At 73.3% G+C, this 15,166-nt stretch carries 11 protein-coding genes; 7 read left to right on the top strand and 4 right to left on the bottom strand.

Annotated features, from left to right (window positions below; genetic code table 11):
* Positions 1-211: 211 nt before the first annotated feature.
* Positions 212-616 carry a DUF3040 domain-containing protein gene (locus tag H297_RS0108935; protein WP_027736753.1) on the top strand — a complete coding sequence of 135 codons (405 nt, stop codon included), beginning with the start codon at positions 212-214 and terminating at the stop codon, positions 614-616.
* A 188-nt stretch (positions 617-804) separates the two neighbouring features.
* Here H297_RS0108935 and H297_RS35405 read toward each other — a convergent pair whose 3' ends face one another.
* The 4 genes from H297_RS35405 to H297_RS0108915 form a co-directional block, all read right to left on the bottom strand.
* Positions 805-3,348: a transglutaminase TgpA family protein gene (locus H297_RS35405; protein WP_078513861.1), complete on the bottom strand. Its 2,544-nt coding sequence runs from the start codon at positions 3,346-3,348 to the stop codon at positions 805-807.
* 108 nt (positions 3,349-3,456) lie between these two features.
* Entirely contained in the window at positions 3,457-5,004 is a 1,548-nt protein-coding gene (locus H297_RS35400) for a DUF58 domain-containing protein (RefSeq protein ID WP_486589453.1), read from the bottom strand.
* A complete protein-coding gene (locus H297_RS35395; RefSeq protein ID WP_037793382.1) occupies positions 5,004-6,095 on the bottom strand; it encodes an AAA family ATPase in 1,092 nt (363 codons plus the stop codon). The genes H297_RS35400 and H297_RS35395 overlap by 1 nt, the downstream gene beginning before the upstream one ends.
* A gap of 228 nt (positions 6,096-6,323) precedes the next feature.
* Positions 6,324-6,851: a beta-class carbonic anhydrase gene (locus H297_RS0108915; RefSeq protein ID WP_027736752.1), complete on the bottom strand. Its 528-nt coding sequence runs from the start codon at positions 6,849-6,851 to the stop codon at positions 6,324-6,326.
* Between the two features lie 434 nt (positions 6,852-7,285).
* Here H297_RS0108915 and rsmH point away from each other — a divergent pair, with 434 nt between their 5' ends.
* The 6 genes from rsmH to mraY are packed head-to-tail and all read left to right on the top strand — an operon-like array spanning position 7,286 to position 15,153.
* Positions 7,286-8,212: a 16S rRNA (cytosine(1402)-N(4))-methyltransferase RsmH gene (gene rsmH, locus H297_RS0108910; RefSeq protein ID WP_037793574.1), complete on the top strand. Its 927-nt coding sequence runs from the start codon at positions 7,286-7,288 to the stop codon at positions 8,210-8,212.
* Positions 8,209-8,601: a cell division protein FtsL gene (ftsL, locus tag H297_RS35390; protein ID WP_037793571.1), complete on the top strand. Its 393-nt coding sequence runs from the start codon at positions 8,209-8,211 to the stop codon at positions 8,599-8,601. The genes rsmH and ftsL overlap by 4 nt, the downstream gene beginning before the upstream one ends.
* Positions 8,598-10,799: a peptidoglycan D,D-transpeptidase FtsI family protein gene (locus H297_RS35385; protein WP_037793381.1), complete on the top strand. Its 2,202-nt coding sequence runs from the start codon at positions 8,598-8,600 to the stop codon at positions 10,797-10,799. Before ftsL ends, H297_RS35385 begins: the two co-directional genes overlap by 4 nt.
* Before the next feature lie 12 nt (positions 10,800-10,811).
* On the top strand, positions 10,812-12,653 hold the full coding sequence (locus tag H297_RS0108895) for a UDP-N-acetylmuramoyl-L-alanyl-D-glutamate--2,6-diaminopimelate ligase (RefSeq protein ID WP_051351715.1): 1,842 nt from the start codon (positions 10,812-10,814) through the stop codon (positions 12,651-12,653).
* Positions 12,650-14,092 carry a UDP-N-acetylmuramoyl-tripeptide--D-alanyl-D-alanine ligase gene (locus H297_RS0108890; protein WP_027736749.1) on the top strand — a complete coding sequence of 481 codons (1,443 nt, stop codon included), beginning with the start codon at positions 12,650-12,652 and terminating at the stop codon, positions 14,090-14,092. Before H297_RS0108895 ends, H297_RS0108890 begins: the two co-directional genes overlap by 4 nt.
* Positions 14,089-15,153 carry a phospho-N-acetylmuramoyl-pentapeptide-transferase gene (gene mraY, locus H297_RS0108885; protein ID WP_027736748.1) on the top strand — a complete coding sequence of 355 codons (1,065 nt, stop codon included), beginning with the start codon at positions 14,089-14,091 and terminating at the stop codon, positions 15,151-15,153. The genes H297_RS0108890 and mraY overlap by 4 nt, the downstream gene beginning before the upstream one ends.
* Positions 15,154-15,166 lie beyond the last annotated feature (13 nt).

Raw genomic sequence — 15,166 nt, 5'->3', positions numbered from 1 at the left:
GCGGCTACCCGCCGTATGATCGGGGTACACCGTTCGGCATGGCGGAAAGGTGGCGCGGGAATGTACGGAACACACCCGGGGCACCCCGATCCGTCATGTCGGGTGTGGTGGGAGGAATTGGCGTAGGGGCGGGTTTCACGGGGGCGATTCCCTGCCTATCCTTGAAGAGCCGCATCCGGTCGCCCCCGCGACCGACGAGTAGGAGGACTCCGTGCCGCTCTCTGAGCACGAGCAGCGGATGCTCGAGCAGATGGAGCGAGCGCTGTACGCCGAAGATCCCAAGTTCGCGACAGCGCTCGAGGGAAGTGAGCTGCGCCGGTACACCCGCAAGCGGGTCTACCAGGCCGTGGCCGGCTTTCTGGTGGGTATCGCGCTCCTCATGGCCGGAATGGTCGCCCAGCAGATCTGGATCAGCGTCGTCGGCTTCCTCGTCATGCTCGGTTGTGCCGTTCTCGCCGTCACCAGTTGGCGGAAGGCTCCCAAGCAGGGGGAGGCCCAGAGCGGGGGACAGTCCGCGCAGGGGTCCGCGCGCGGGCAGCAGCCACGGAGCCGCAAGTCGGTGATGAACCGCATCGAGGAGCGCTGGCAGCGCCGCCGCGACGAGGGGCAGCACTGAGCGCCGGGCAGGTCCTCCGCCCGGTCGCACCGCTGCACAGCTCGCATACCTGTGGGCGGTGACGCAAGCCCTCGCTCCCTCTTCGCCGGTTCACCCGCTCCCGGGCCCTGCGGGGCCCGTCCCTGTCGAGTCCTCCTGCACGTCACGTCGGCTGCGGCCGAGCACCGACCCGCCCGGACGTCCCGGGCTCAGCGGCCGAGCGGCGTACCGACCGGGTGGTACGTGATGCGAGCAGCGATCGGCAGGGCTGAGCCATGGTCAGGGGAGGACCCGAAGCCAGGGCAGGAGGCCAGAAGCGAGGCGGAGGCAGGGGCACAAGCCGCGGGGGAGCAAGCAGGACCAGGGACAGGCTCAGGCCGGAGGCGGAGCGCCCGCAGCCCGCGGGTCCGCAGGGAGGCGGCACGGTCGCGGACCGCCGACAGCAGGCGGGCCGTGGACGGCGGCAGCAGCAGCGCGCGGATCCGCAGGGTGCGCGGGGCGGCGGTGCGGAGGCCGGCGCGAACGGTGCGGACCTCCTCGGCCAGCCCCGGGGTCCCGCGGGGCGCCGGCGCGTACAGCACCTGCTCCACCGCGGTCGCCACCCGGTGTGCCGCCTCGGCCTCGGCGGGCTGCAGCCGCCCGATCCGGGACAGCCGCGCGGCGGTGTTCCGCGGGGTCACCGCGTCCTGCGGGACGACACCGTAGTCCCAGCCGGTGTCGATCATCTCCCGCCAGGCGTCCAGGACGCCGGCCGTCACGGCGGCGGGGTCGCCCGTCGGCCGGGGTCGCAACCGTCGGCTGCGTCTGCGTACGCGCAGCAGCATCGGCACCGCCAGCAGCGCCGGCACCACCAGAGCCGCGGCACCGATTCCCGCGACGGTGCCCGCGGGCGCGCCTCCGTGCGGGGTGCCGTGGTCCGACGGGGGCGCGGCCAGGCCGCATTCGGGGTCGGCCTGCTTCTCGTGCGCGGTGCAGCGGTCCGGTTGCGAGGGGTTGGTCGAGGGCTGATCCTCGCCGTTCCGGTCCGGAAGCTGTTCGCTGGGGTTCTGGTCGACGTCAGGGTTGTCGGGCTGCGCGTAGGACGGGGTGGTGCCGCGGGTCGGGGTCGGCTCGAAACGGGTCCAGCCCACGCCCTCGAAGTACAGCTCGGGCCAGGCGTGGGCGTCCTGGAGGCCGACCTCCATCTTTCCGTCGCCCCGCGCCGTACCGGGGGTGAAGCCGACGGCGACCCGCGCGGGGATGCCGAGAGTGCGGGCCATGGACGCCATCGCGAAGGAGAAGTGGATGCAGAAGCCCTCCTTCTGCTCCAGGAAGTTGGCGATGGCCGCGCTGCCGCTTCCGGCCCGTACCTCCGTGTCGTACGAGAAGCCGCCGTCTTCCGCGAACCAGTCCTGGAGCTCGACCGCCCGGTCGTAGTCGTCCTCCGCGCCGCGGGTGACCTTGAGCGCGGTCCTGTGCACCACGTCGGGCAGCGAGTCGGGGACGGCGGTGTACTCGCGCCGCAGGGCGGCCGGCGGCTCGGGCGCGTCACGGAGCTGCTCGGCCGTCGGCCGTACCTGGAGGCTGTCGACCTGGTAGCGCAGGTTGCGGGTGGTCTGCCCGTCGTAGCCGACCAGGGTGCGTCCCTCGGGCTCGAAGCGCCACTTGCCCGGGACCCGTGTCCGGTCGGCGGGGAACGGCATGGGCAGCCAGTCCTGCGCATACCACTTGCTCGCCTTGACAGCGGTCCGGACCTTCTGGGTACGCACACCCTGGGAGAGGCCCCGCGGGGTGGGCATGTGCTCGGGCACCTCGCCGATGCGCCGCTCGGAGGGCTTCCACGCGGAGCCGTCGAACTTGTCCAGAGCGACGATCCGCATGTACAGGTCCTGCGTCTGTTCGCTGTTGGTCGAGTAGACCAGCGCCGTGCGGTTCTGCGGCTGGTTGAGGCTGTCCTGGAGAGCGACCAGCGGGTTGACGGCGGAGACGGTGCCGTTGCCCTCGCTGCCCGTTGTGCCGCCGCCGTCGCGTGCCGCCTCCAGCAGGCCGCCGCTGAGCGAAGGCAGCGCGGCGGGAACCACGAGGGAGAGCCCCAGCGCCAGCACGCCGATCCTGCGCCCCGTCCGTACCGGGGCCACCGGCCCGCCGGGGCGCTGCGGGGAGGAACCGGGCCGTGACCGGTCCGCGAACAGGCGGCCCCACTGCGACAGCCGCTCCCGCCCTTCCGCGAGGAGAAGCAGCAGGTATCCGGCGGCGGCGGCCAGGAACCACAGCCAGCGGGCGCCGCCCTGGGAGAGCCCGGCGGCCACCGAGTACAGCGCCAGCAGAGGCAGCCCGGCGGGGGCCGCGCTGCGGTAGGTGACCGCCACCATGTCCACGCACAGCCCGACGACGAGGACGCCGCCGACCAGCATCAGCCGGATACCGTCCGTCACCGGTGCGGGGATCGCGTACTGGCCCACGTCCTGGGTGCCTTGCGTGAGCAGCTCCGCGAACCGCACGAAGACCTGCGGCGTCGGCAGGAAGCCGCCCAGCGCGGAGGAGCGGGCGCACAGCGCGGTGAGCAGCACCAGGGAGACGACGCACTGCACCAGTACGGTCACCGGCCCGGCCAGCGGCACCCGGCGGGTCGCGGCGCCCACCCCGCTCTGGACGGCGACCAGGAGCGCGGCCTGGAGCAGCCACGTCGCCGGGTCCACCAGCGGCAGCAGCGCGCAGGCCGCGGCCAGGGTCGCCACCGCGGCACAGACCGCCAACCGGCCCCGTCCGCTCATCGTTTCCGCCCCCTCAACTGTCGCCTCGCCCGCACGGCCGCTCCGTGGCCCGCGCCGTCGCCGCATCGCCGGGCCGGGTGGTGCGGCCGGCTGCTCCCGCCCCGCCCGTCACGCCGGCCCCTCCCCGCTCACGTTCCCGCTCACGCCGTGCGGACGGCCCGCCTCCTGCCACAGCGCCGCAAGCTCCGTACCCGGACCGCCCCTCAGGGCCGTCCAGCCCGCCTCGTGCAGCACCTGCAGGGGGACAGCCGTCCCCGCCGTGGAGTGGGGGCCGGGCGGGGCCACTCCGGGGGCCGGGCCGTCGGCCTGGTCGGGCGGGCTCGACAGGAACGCGACGGCCCGGCCGCTGCGCTGCCGCAACCTGCCCACTGTGACGGCTGCCTCCTCGTCCAGGGCGCCGAGGAACGCGACCAGCAGCCCTTCGCCGCCCGCCGTACCGCCGCCGGTGCCGCGCAGCACGTCGTAGGCGCCGGAGAGGCCGCTTTCCTCGGAGTGCGTGACCACCGCCAGGGTGTCCAGGAGCAGCCCCGCCGTGTCGGAGGCGTCGGAGAGGAATCCGCCGCTGTCCGGACCCGGTGCCACCGCGCCGGTGTCGGTCAGCAGCCGCACCGACCAGCCGCGCTCCAGCATGTGCACGCACAGCGAGGCGGCGCCGGCCACCGCCCACTCGAACGGGGAGTCGGGCCCGGCGCCCGCGAAGGCGGCGCGGCGGGTGTCCAGCAGCACCGTGCAGCGGGCCTGCTGCGGCTGCTCCTCGCGGCGCACCATCAACTCCCCGTAGCGCGCCGTGGAGCGCCAGTGCACGCGCCGCAGGTCGTCGCCGCGCCGGTAACCGCGCGGGATCACGTCGTCGTCGCCCGCCAGCGCGAGGGAACGCTGCCGCCCCTCGCCGTAGCCGCCGCTGCCGCCCGTGAGCTTCACCGGCGGCAGCGCCGCCACCGGCGGCACGACCGTGAGGGTGTCGAACGTGCTGAAGGAGCGCGTCAGTTCGCACATCCCGAACGGGTCGGTCAGCCGCAGTTGGAGCGGCCCCAGCGGGTAGCGCCCCCGCATGTCCGAGCGCACCCGGTAGGAGACCTCGCGCCGCCCGCCCGGCTCCACCCGGTCCAGCACGAAACGGGGCCGCGGGCCGAGCACGTAGGGGACCCGGTCCTGGAGCATCAGCACACCGGTGGGCAGCCGGGAGACGTTGTCGACACGCAGGTGCACCCGCGTCTCCGTGCGGGCCGCCACCCGCGAGGGCGAGAGCCTGCGGTACCCGGCGACGCGGTAGCGGGTGCGGTGCAGCACCAGGACGCACACCAGCGGCAGCACCGCCAGCAGGACCCCGACCCGCAGCAGTTCCTCCTGCCCCAGCGCGTACGCGCACAGGGCGGCCGCCAGACCCGCCGCCAGGAACGACCGGCCGCGCGTCGTCAGCCCCGCCAACGCCTTCCGCAACGCCCCCCGCTGCTCCTCCCGCTGCTCGCTCCGGCCGCCCGGGTCCGGGCCCGTAGAGCCGTACCGGTCGGCCCGGTCGCTGCCCGCGCCACCGTAGCCGCCCGCCCCGTCGTGGGGGCCCGCGCCCTCCTGCCGTCCGGTGCCGCCCGGTGCCGCCCCGGCGCCCGGGCCCGGAGGTGGCGGACCGGGGGAGGAGGCGGGTGGCCGGTGGCCCATCAGTAGCCCCGGGGCGGGGCCTGGTTGCCGGCCTGCGGGCGTCCGGGCTGCGGTCGTTCGAAGCCTCCGGTGGCCATCCCCGGTGCGGCCCCCGCGCCGCCCGAGGGCCCGAGCCCGGGGCCGGGGCCGGTGGCCGGCACCGGTACCCGCTGCACGATCTCGGCCACCACCTGCTCCGCGGTACGCCGGTTCAACTGCGCCTGTGCGGTGGGCAGCAGGCGGTGCGCCAGCACCGGTACGGCCAGCGCCTGCACGTCGTCGGGGAGCGCGAACTCGCGTGCGGCCAGCGCGGCCGCCGCCTTCGAGGCCCGCAGCAGATGCAGCGTGGCGCGCGGTGAGGCGCCCAGCCGCAGGTCCGGATGGGAGCGGGTGGCGGACACCAGCTCGACCGCGTACCGGCGTACCGCGTCCGAGACGTGCACCCCGCGCACCGTCTCGATCAGCTTGACGATGTCGTGCGCGTGCGCGACGGGCTGCAGATCCTCCAGCGGCGAGGCGCTGCCGTGCACGTCGAGCATCTCCAGCTCGGCGGACGGGCTGGGGTAGCCGATGGAGACACGCGCCATGAACCGGTCGCGCTGCGCCTCGGGCAGCGGGTAGGTGCCCTCCATCTCCACCGGGTTCTGGGTGGCGACGACCATGAACGGCTCGGGCAGTTCGTAGGTCTGCCCGTCTATGGTGACCTGCCGCTCCTCCATCGACTCCAGCAGCGCCGACTGCGTCTTGGGAGAGGCCCGGTTGATCTCGTCGCCGATGACGAACTGGGCGAAGACGGCGCCGGGCTTGAACTCGAAGTCCCGGCGCTGCTGGTCGTAGACGCTGACGCCGGTGATGTCGGAGGGCAGCAGATCGGGCGTGAACTGGATGCGGCGCACCGAGCAGTCCACGGACCGGGCCAGCGCCTTGGCGAGCATGGTCTTGCCGACGCCCGGCACGTCCTCGATCAGCAGGTGCCCCTCGGCCAGCAGCACCGTCAGCGAGAGCCGGACGATCTCGGGTTTCCCCTCGATCACCGACTCGACACAGCGGCGTACCTCCCCCGCTGTGGCGCTCAGATCGCTCAGGTTCGCCCGCTCGTCATAGGTCGTCACCGGCCCTCCTCGGCCCCGTCCCCGCTCGTACCACCCGCCGCGCACGCCTCACGCGTCCGCTCCATCGGGCCCTGCCTCGTGCGCTGTTGCTCTCATTCTTCACGGCGACCAGGCCTTCCGTCACTCTTCCGGGGCAACCGTGCGGGCGGCCCGCGGATCCCGGGGCCGCACCAGGCGCCCGGGCAGCGCCCCCGGGGACCTGGGCAGGCCGCCCGCGGCGCGGGCCCGTCAGGCCGGGGCGACCTCGCGCAGCGACCCGGTGGTCACGTCGAAGACGAACCCGCGCACGTCGTCCCGGTGCGGCAGGAACGGCGAGGTACGCACGCGCTCGATCGACTGGCGCACGTCCTGGTCCAGGTCCTTGAAGGACTCGACGGCCCAGGAGGGGCGCTGCCCCACTTCCTGTTCCAGCTCGTGCCGGAAGTCCTCGGTCAGCCCGAGCAGGCCGCAACCGGTGTGGTGGATGAGCACCACGGAGCGGGTGCCCAGCGCCCGCTGGCTGATGGTGAGGGAGCGGATGGTGTCGTCGGTGACGACGCCGCCGGCGTTGCGGATGGTGTGGCAGTCGCCCAGCCGCAGGCCGAGCGCGGCGTGCAGGTCCAGCCGCGCGTCCATGCAGGCGACGACTGCGACCCGGCGCACCGGACGCGCGTCCATGCCGGGATCGGTGAACCCCTTCGCATACGCCTGGTTCGCTGCGACGAGCTCGTCGGTCGTGGAGAGGGCGGGCTCGGACTGCGGGGCTGATATCGACATGTGTACGACGGTAGCCCGCCCCGGCCCAGGCGGCCTGCCCGGACCCGGTGAAGGGGGAGCGAGGCACCCGGTTGTGAGGTAGTACACAGCCGGGCCGGCCTCACCCGTCCGGCGGGAGGACGTCCGCAGATCGTGTGTCAGCCGCTGTCGGGACGCGCCTGGTCCCGTAGTTGACCGCGGGAACGAGTGGACTAAAGTGACGCGAAGTGGGAGGCAAGAACGCTCCCCGAAGGACCCCGAATCCCCTCGCGTGCGCGGGCGCGCACGTGCGGCTCGGCCTCCTCCCGCTCCCGGCCTCCGGCGCCCGACGGCGCGGGCGGCCACTCCCCTTCGAGCGGGCGGGGACCAAGGAGCATGTGCACGGTGCCCGCCAGATCTGAGAGGGCACAGTGACCACCAACGAGCGGCCCGCGGGCGAACTGCACGATCCCGTGATGCTCCGGCGCACGCTGGATCTGCTCGCACCCGCGCTGGCCGAACCCGGTGCGACCGTCGTCGACTGCACCCTGGGCCTCGGCGGCCACAGCGAGGCCCTGCTGGCCACCTTCCCCTCCGCCCGGCTGATCGGCCTGGACCGGGACACCGCCGCGCTCGAACTGGCGGGCGAGCGTCTGGCTCCCTACGCCGACCGGGCGACGCTGGTGCACGCCGTCTACGACGAGCTGCCCGCCGTGCTGGAGCGGCTCGACGTCCCCCGCGTCCAGGGCGTCCTCTTCGACCTGGGCGTCTCCTCCCTCCAGCTCGACGAGGCCGACCGGGGCTTCGCCTACGCGCAGGACGCGCCGCTGGACATGCGGATGGACCAGACGAAGGGACTGAGCGCCGCCGAGGTCCTCAACACCTACGCGCCGGGCGACCTGGTGCGGATCCTGCGCGCGTACGGGGAGGAGAAGCAGGCCCGGCGCATCGTGGAGGCCGTCGTACGGGAGCGCGAGAAGCAACCGTTCACGCGCAGCGGCCGGCTGGTCGAGGTGATCCGCGAGTCCCTGCCGCAGGCGGCCAAGCGCACCGGCGGCAACCCGGCCAAGCGCACCTTCCAGGCGCTGCGCATCGAGGTGAACGGGGAGCTGGCCGTGCTGGAGCGGGCGCTGCCCGCGGCGCTGGAGGCGGTCTCGGTCGGCGGCCGGATGGTCGTGCTGGCCTACCACTCGCTGGAGGACCGGCTGGTCAAACAGCTGTTCGCCACCGGTTCGCGCAACTCCGCGCCGCCCGGACTGCCGGTGGTGCCCGAGCAGTACCAGCCGCGGCTGAGTCCGCTGACCCGCGGCGCCGAACAGCCCACCGACGAGGAGATCGCCCGGAACCGCCGGGCCGCCCCCGCCAGACTGCGGGCCGTCCAGCGCATCAGGGAGGCCGCATGACCGCACAGCAACGCCTCGCACGCCTGGCCCACCTTGTGCCCGCGGGCCACGCACGCGCGGCCCGCGCCCCGTTCGTACTGCTCGTCGTCCTGCTGCTGGGCGGCGGACTGCTCGCCCTGCTGCTGCTGAACGCCTCCCTCAACAACGGTTCCTTCGAGCTGACCAAGCTGGAGAAGGAGACCGAGGAGCTGACGGACCAGCAGCAGGGCCTCCAGCAGGAGGTGGACGGCTACTCGGCCCCCGACCGGCTGGAGGAGCGCGCCCGCGAGCTGGGCCTCGTCCCCGGCGGCAACCCGGTCTTCCTCCGGCCCGACGGCTCCGTGCTCGGCACCCCCGGCACCGGTGAGGGCCCCACAACAGGTCCCGGCAGCGGGCAGGTGGACCCGTGAGCCCGCGCGACCGGGGCGGCGACGGCGACCGCGAGCAGGCCCCCGGCGCCCGGCGCACCCCGCGCCGGGTCCCCCGCCCGGCCCGCCCGTACCCCGCCCGCACCTCCGGCTCCGCCGCCGGTGCGGGCGCCGGCGGCACCGGCAGGAAGAGCGCGGGCGCCGCAGGGAGCGCGGGTACCGGCAAGGGCGCCGGCTCCGCGAGGGGGACAGGTTCCGCCAGAGGTGCGAGTTCCGCGAGGGGTGCGCGGCCGGCGCCGCAGCGGCGTGCCGCGCGCACCGGCGGTGCCCGGCCGCCGCAGGGCGGCGGTGCCCGGCCGCCGCAGGGCGGCGGTGCCCGGCCGCCGCAGGGCGGCGGGTCGCGGCTGCTGCGGCTGGCGAACCCGCGTCCGCGCCTGCGGCTGGTGGCGGTCGCGCTGACGCTCGTCATGCTGGCCTTCACCGCGCGGCTGCTCCAGGTGCAGGCGGTGGACGCCGGAGCGTACGCCCAGAAGGCGGCCGTGAACCGCTACATCACCGTTCCCCTGGCGGCCGAGCGCGGCACCATCTCGGCGCGGAACGGGGCCTCGCTGGCGACCACGGTGGACGCCTACGACATCACCGCGGACCCCTACCTGTTCTCGCCGAAACAGACGAAGACCGACGACGCGCCCGAGCAGGCCGCCGAGATCCTGGCACCCTTGCTGGACAAGGAGCCCGCCGAGCTGGCGAAAAAGCTCTCCAAGCCGGACACCCGCTACGTGCTGCTGGCCCGTCAGCAGTCCCCGCAGACCTGGCGGAAGATCAAGAAGCTGAAGCAGCAGCTCGCCGCCGAGGAGGCGCGGGCCGCCAAGGGGAAGCAGCCGAACGTACTGGCCGGTGTCTACCAGGAGAAGCACGCCAAGCGCGTCTACCCCAACAAGGAGCTGGCCGCCGGCGTCCTCGGCTTCGTCAACGCGGAGGGCAAGGGCGGCGCAGGCGTCGAGGCGATGCTCGACCGCAGACTCGCCGGCGACAACGGCAAGGTCACCTACGCCCAGTCGGGTGGCCACCAGGTCCCCACCGCGGGCGTCCGCGAGCAGGAGCCCCGCCCGGGGTCCGACGTGGAGCTCACCCTGGACCGGGACATCCAGTGGGCGGCCCAGGAGGCGATCCGCGACCAGGTGGCCGACTCGCACGCGGACAGCGGCTACGTCATCGTCCAGGACACCCGGACGGGCCAGCTTTTGGGCATGGCCGGCGCGCCGGTGTTCGACCCGAACGACATCGGCAGCGCCCGGGTGGACTCCTTCGGCAACCCCGCCCTGCAGGACGCGTACGAGCCCGGGTCCACCAGCAAGGTGATGTCGATGGCCGCCGTGCTGGAGGAGGGCAAGGCCACCCCGGGTACCGCGGTCACCGTCCCCAACCGGCTCAAGCGCGCCGACCGCTCCTTCGCCGACGACGTCGACCACCCCACCTGGCACCTGACCCTCAACGGCGTCCTGGCCAAGTCCAGCAACATCGGCACCATCCTGGCCACCGAACAGCTCGGCAGGAGCCGCAAGCAGGCCAACAAGGTCCTCTACGACTACCTGCGCAAGTTCGGCATCGGCCGCCCCACCGGGCTCGGCTTCCCCGGCGAGACCGACGGCCTGCTGGAGAAGCCGCAGAACTGGAGCGCCTCCCAGCAGTACACGATCCCCTTCGGCCAGGGCCTGTCCCTCAACGCCGTGCAGGCAGCGTCCATCTACTCGACCATCGCCAACGGCGGGAAGCGGACCGAACCGACCCTGGTCCGCGGCACGACGGGCTCCGACGGGCGCTACCGGCCCGCCGGGAAGCCGAAGACGCGCCGGGTCGTCAGCGAGAAGACCGCACGCACGCTCTCCAGGATGCTGGAGTCCGTCGTCTCCGACATGGAGGGCACCGGCACCACGGCCAAGATCCCCGGCTACCGCGTCGCGGGGAAGACCGGTACGGCCAACCGGGTGGATCCCAAGACCGGCCGCTACCACGGCTACACCTCCTCCTTCGCCGGGTTCGCCCCCGCCGACAAGCCCCGCATCACCGTCTACTGCGCCGTCCAGAACCCGAAGAAGGGCAGCTACTTCGGCAGCGACGTGTGCGGTCCCGTCTACAAGAAGGTCATGAAGTTCTCCCTCAAGAGCCTCCAGATCCCGCCGACCGGGGCCAAAGCCGCGCGCCTGCCCGTGTCCGCGAAGAAGGACGGGGACGGCTGAGCCATGCGCCACGTGACAACGATCACTGAGAGCGGGTGCAACCCCCAGGCGGACCCGGCTCCGCCGCGCCCCTCGCTTCGCGGCACGGCCGCCGCGCCCGGTACGCTCACCGCCGTGCCACAAGCTGATCAGACCTCCCCCGAGTCCTACCCCGGGCCGCCCCGCCCCGCGCGGGTCACGCCCGTGCCGCTCGCGGAGCTGGCCCGACTGCTGGACGCCGCCGACGGTTCCGCCGCCCTGGTGACCGGCGCGACGAGCGCGGACGCGTCCGCCACCGGCATCACCCACGACTCGCGCGCCGTGCGTCCCGGTGACGTCTACGCCGCGCTGCCCGGCGCCCGGCTGCACGGCGCCGACTTCGTGGAGCAGGCCCAGCGCCTGGGTGCCGTCGCCGTGCTCACCGACCCGAGCGGCACCGAGCGCGCCGAGGCCACCGGGCTCCCGGTGCTGACCGTGCCGGACCCACGGGGCCGGATGGGAGGGCTGGCGGCCACCATCTACGGCACGCCCGGCGAGGACCTCCTCCAGATCGGCATCACCGGCACCTCCGGCAAGACGACCACGGCCTACCTGGTGGACGGGGGGCTGCGGAAAGCCGTCGAGAAGGGCGATCCAGGGCTGTCGCGCGCGACGGGTGCGGCGAACGGCGGGCTGACGGGCCTGATCGGCACCGTCGAGTCACGGATCGGCGACGAGCGCCTCAAGTCCGAGCGCACCACTCCGGAGGCCACCGACCTGCAGGCGCTGTTCGCAGTGATGCGCGAGCGCGGCGTGGACGCGGTGGCGATGGAGGTCTCCAGCCACGCGCTGGTGCTCGGCCGGGTGGACGGCTGCGTGTTCGATGTGGCGGTGTTCAACAATCTCAGCCGTGAACACCTCGACTTCCACCCCGACATGGAGGACTACTTCCAGGCCAAGCGGCAGCTGTTCACCCCGGAGCGTTCGCGGGCCGCGGTGGTCAACTTCGACGACGAGTACGGCTTCCGGCTGCTGACCGAGCTGACGGCGGAGGGCCGCCCGGTCACCTCCTTCTCCGCCGAGGGCCACCCCGACGCCGACTGGCGGGCCGAGGACGTGGTGGTCGGCCCGTTCGGCTCGACGTTCACGGCGGTGGGACCTGCCGGGGAGAAGGTGCCGGCCGGCGCCCCGCTCGCCGGCCCGTTCAACGTCTCCAACGCACTCGCCGCGCTGACCGCGCTGGTCACCGCCGGGGTCGACCCGGCCACGGCAGCCGAGGGCATCGGTGCGGTGCCGGGCGTTCCCGGTCGGCTCCAGCGGGTGGACGCGGACCAGGACTACCTGGCCATCGTCGACTACGCCCACAAGCCGGACGCCGTCGAGTCCGTGCTCTACGCCGTCCGCAAGGTCACCGACGGGGCCGTGCACGCGGTCCTCGGCTGCGGTGGCGACCGCGACCCGCACAAGCGCCCCGCCATGGGCGCGGCCCTCGCACGGCTGTCCGACACGGCCGTGCTCACCTCCGACAACCCCCGCTCCGAGGACCCGCTGGCGATCCTCGCCGCCATGCTCGGCGGCGCCGCAGAGGTGCCCGCCCACGAGCGCGGAACCGTGCTGCTGGAGGAGGACCGGGCCGCCGCCATCCGTGCCGCCGTCGCCCGTGCCGAGCCCGGTGACACCGTCCTCGTCCTGGGCAAGGGCCACGAGCAGGGCCAGAACATCGCCGGCGTGGTACGGCCCTTCGACGACGTGGAGGTGCTGGCCCAGGCCGTCCGCGAGCGGGCCGCCGAGCGCGTCGTGGCCGCTCCCCGCGCCACCGGCTCCGCCATCGACCGCCACGAGAACGAACCGTCCCCATCCCCCGAGACCCACCGGACAGACGACCAGAACCGATGATCCCCCTCTCCCTCGCTCAGATCGCCGCCCTCACCGGCGGACGGCAGCACGACATAACGGACCCGGAGGCGCGGATCACCGGGCCCGTGGTGATCGACTCCCGTCAGGTGGGCCCCGGCGCGCTGTTCGCGGCGTTCGCCGGCGAGCGTGCCGACGGGCACGACTTCGCCGCGCCGGCCGTCGACGCCGGTGCCGTCGCCGCGCTCACCACCCGCCCCGTCGGCGCTCCCGCGATCGTCGTCGACGACGTCACCCGCGCGCTGGGTGCCCTGGCCCGGCACACCGTCCGCGCCCTCGGCACCCAGGTCGTGGCGCTGACCGGCTCCAGCGGCAAGACCAGCACCAAGGACCTGATCGCCCAGCTGCTGACGCGGCTGGGCCCGACGGTGTGGCCGGAGGGCTCGCAGAACAACGAGATCGGGCTGCCCCTGACGGCCCTGCGCGCCGACGAGTCCACCCGGCACCTGGTGCTGGAGATGGGCGCCCGCGGCATCGGCCACATCCGCTACCTCACCGAGCTGACCCCGCCGCGCATCGGCGTCGTCCTCAACGTCGGCACCGCGCACCTGGGCGAGTTCGGCGGCCGCGAGCAGATCGCGCAGGCCAAGGGCGAGCTGGTGGAGAACCTGCCCGCCGCCGACGAGGGGGGCGTGGCGGTGCTCAACGCCGACGACCCGTACGTGCGTGCGATGGCGGCGCGCACCGAGGCCCGGCTGCTGTTCTTCGGCGAGTCGGCAGAAGCGGACGTACGGGCCGAAAACGTGCGGCTGAGCGAGCGCGGTACCCCTGCTTTCACTCTTCACACACCTACCGGGTGCGGTGACGTGACCATGCGCCTGTACGGTGAGCACCACGTGTCGAACGCGCTTGCCGCGGCGGCCGTCGCCCACCAACTGGGCATGCCCGCCGGGGACATCGCAGATGCGCTCTGCTCGGCGAGCACGCTCTCCCGGTGGCGGATGGAGGTCACCGAACGCGCCGACGGCGTCACGGTCGTCAACGACGCCTACAACGCCAACCCCGACTCCATGCGGGCCGCGCTCCGTGCGCTCACCGCCATGGGCCAGGCGGCGAAGGGCCGGGGGGGCCGGACCTGGGCGGTGCTGGGCGAGATGGCCGAACTCGGTGACGACGCGCTCGCCGAGCACGACGCGATCGGACGGCTCGCCGTCCGGCTCAACGTCAGCAAGCTCGTGGCAGTCGGAGGCCGGGAGGCCGCCTGGCTCGACATGGGTGCCAAGAACGAGGGTTCGTGGGGTGAGGAGTCGGTGCACGTGTCCGGCACTGAGGCGGCCGTCGACCTGTTGCGTGAAGAACTGCGCGCGGGGGATGTCGTACTGGTGAAGGCCTCCCGGTCGGTGGGTCTGGAGAAGGTGGCGGCAGCCCTCCTGGAGGGCGAGGCCGGTCCGGCGCACGAGGCCGGAGGCGCCGCCCGATGAGGCAGATCCTTATCTCCGGGGTCATCGGACTCTTCCTGTCCCTGGTCGGAACCCCGCTGCTGATCAAGCTGCTCGCCTCGCGCGGCTACGGCCAGTTCATCCGCGACGACGGCCCGCAGAACCACCACAGCAAGCGCGGTACCCCCACCATGGGCGGCATCGCCTTCATCCTGGCGACGCTGCTCGCCTACGTGCTGACGAAGCTGGTCACCGGCGAACCGCCGTCCTTCTCGGGCGTGCTGGTGCTCTTCCTGTTCGCGGGCATGGGCCTGGTCGGCTTCCTCGACGACTACATCAAGATCGTCAAGCAGCGCAGCCTCGGCCTGCGGGCCAAGGCCAAGATGGCCGGACAGCTCATCGTCGGCGTGGCCTTCGCCCTGCTGGCGCTCAGCTTCGAGGACGCCCGCCAGCTCACCCCCGCCTCCACCAAGCTCTCCTTCACCCAGGACTTCGGCTGGGCCCTGCCGCCCGTGCTGTTCGTGGTGTGGGCGCTGTTCATGATCCTGGCGATGTCCAACGGCGTGAACCTCACCGACGGCCTCGACGGCCTGGCCACCGGTGCCTCGGTGATGGTCTTCGGTGCCTACGTGTTCATCTGCGTGTGGGAGTACCAGGAGTCCTGCGCCAACCGCGCCACCGCGGGGGCGAGCTGCTACGAGGTCAGAGACCCGCTCGACCTGGCGATCGTCGCGGCGGCGCTGATGGGCGCCTGCTTCGGCTTCCTGTGGTGGAACACCTCACCGGCCAAGATCTTCATGGGTGACACCGGTTCCCTCGCCCTGGGCGGTGCACTGGCCGGCCTGGCCATCTGCTCGCGCACCGAGCTGCTGCTGGCCGTCCTCGGCGGTCTCTTCGTGCTCATCACCATGTCCGTCGTCATCCAGGTCGGCTCCTTCCGGCTGACCGGGAAGCGCGTGTTCAAGATGGCGCCGCTCCAGCACCACTTCGAGCTCAAGGGGTGGTCCGAGGTCCTTGTGGTGGTCCGGTTCTGGATCATCCAGGGCATGTGCGCCATCGTCGGCGTCGGCATCTTCTACGCGGGCTGGGCGGCGACCAAGTGACCTGGGGGAGCGG

The sequence above is a fragment of the Streptomyces sp. CNT360 genome, from assembly GCF_000424785.1.
The sequence above is the reverse complement of the archived record's forward strand: the minus strand, read 5'-3'. Positions and strand labels throughout refer to the sequence as shown.

Bases quoted from the DNA above. Each gene is read 5' to 3' on its own strand.
- H297_RS35405 (WP_078513861.1), bottom strand. From the start codon at position 3,348: ATGAGCGGACGGGGCCGGTTGGCGGTCTGTGCCGCGGTGGCGACCCTG.
- H297_RS35400 (WP_486589453.1), bottom strand. From the start codon at position 5,004: ATGGGCCACCGGCCACCCGCCTCCTCCCCCGGTCCGCCACCTCCGGGC.
- H297_RS0108915 (WP_027736752.1), bottom strand. From the start codon at position 6,851: ATGTCGATATCAGCCCCGCAGTCCGAGCCCGCCCTCTCCACGACCGAC.
- rsmH (WP_037793574.1), top strand. From the start codon at position 7,286: ATGCTCCGGCGCACGCTGGATCTGCTCGCACCCGCGCTGGCCGAACCC.
- ftsL (WP_037793571.1), top strand. From the start codon at position 8,209: ATGACCGCACAGCAACGCCTCGCACGCCTGGCCCACCTTGTGCCCGCG.
- H297_RS0108890 (WP_027736749.1), top strand. From the start codon at position 12,650: ATGATCCCCCTCTCCCTCGCTCAGATCGCCGCCCTCACCGGCGGACGG.
- mraY (WP_027736748.1), top strand. From the start codon at position 14,089: ATGAGGCAGATCCTTATCTCCGGGGTCATCGGACTCTTCCTGTCCCTG.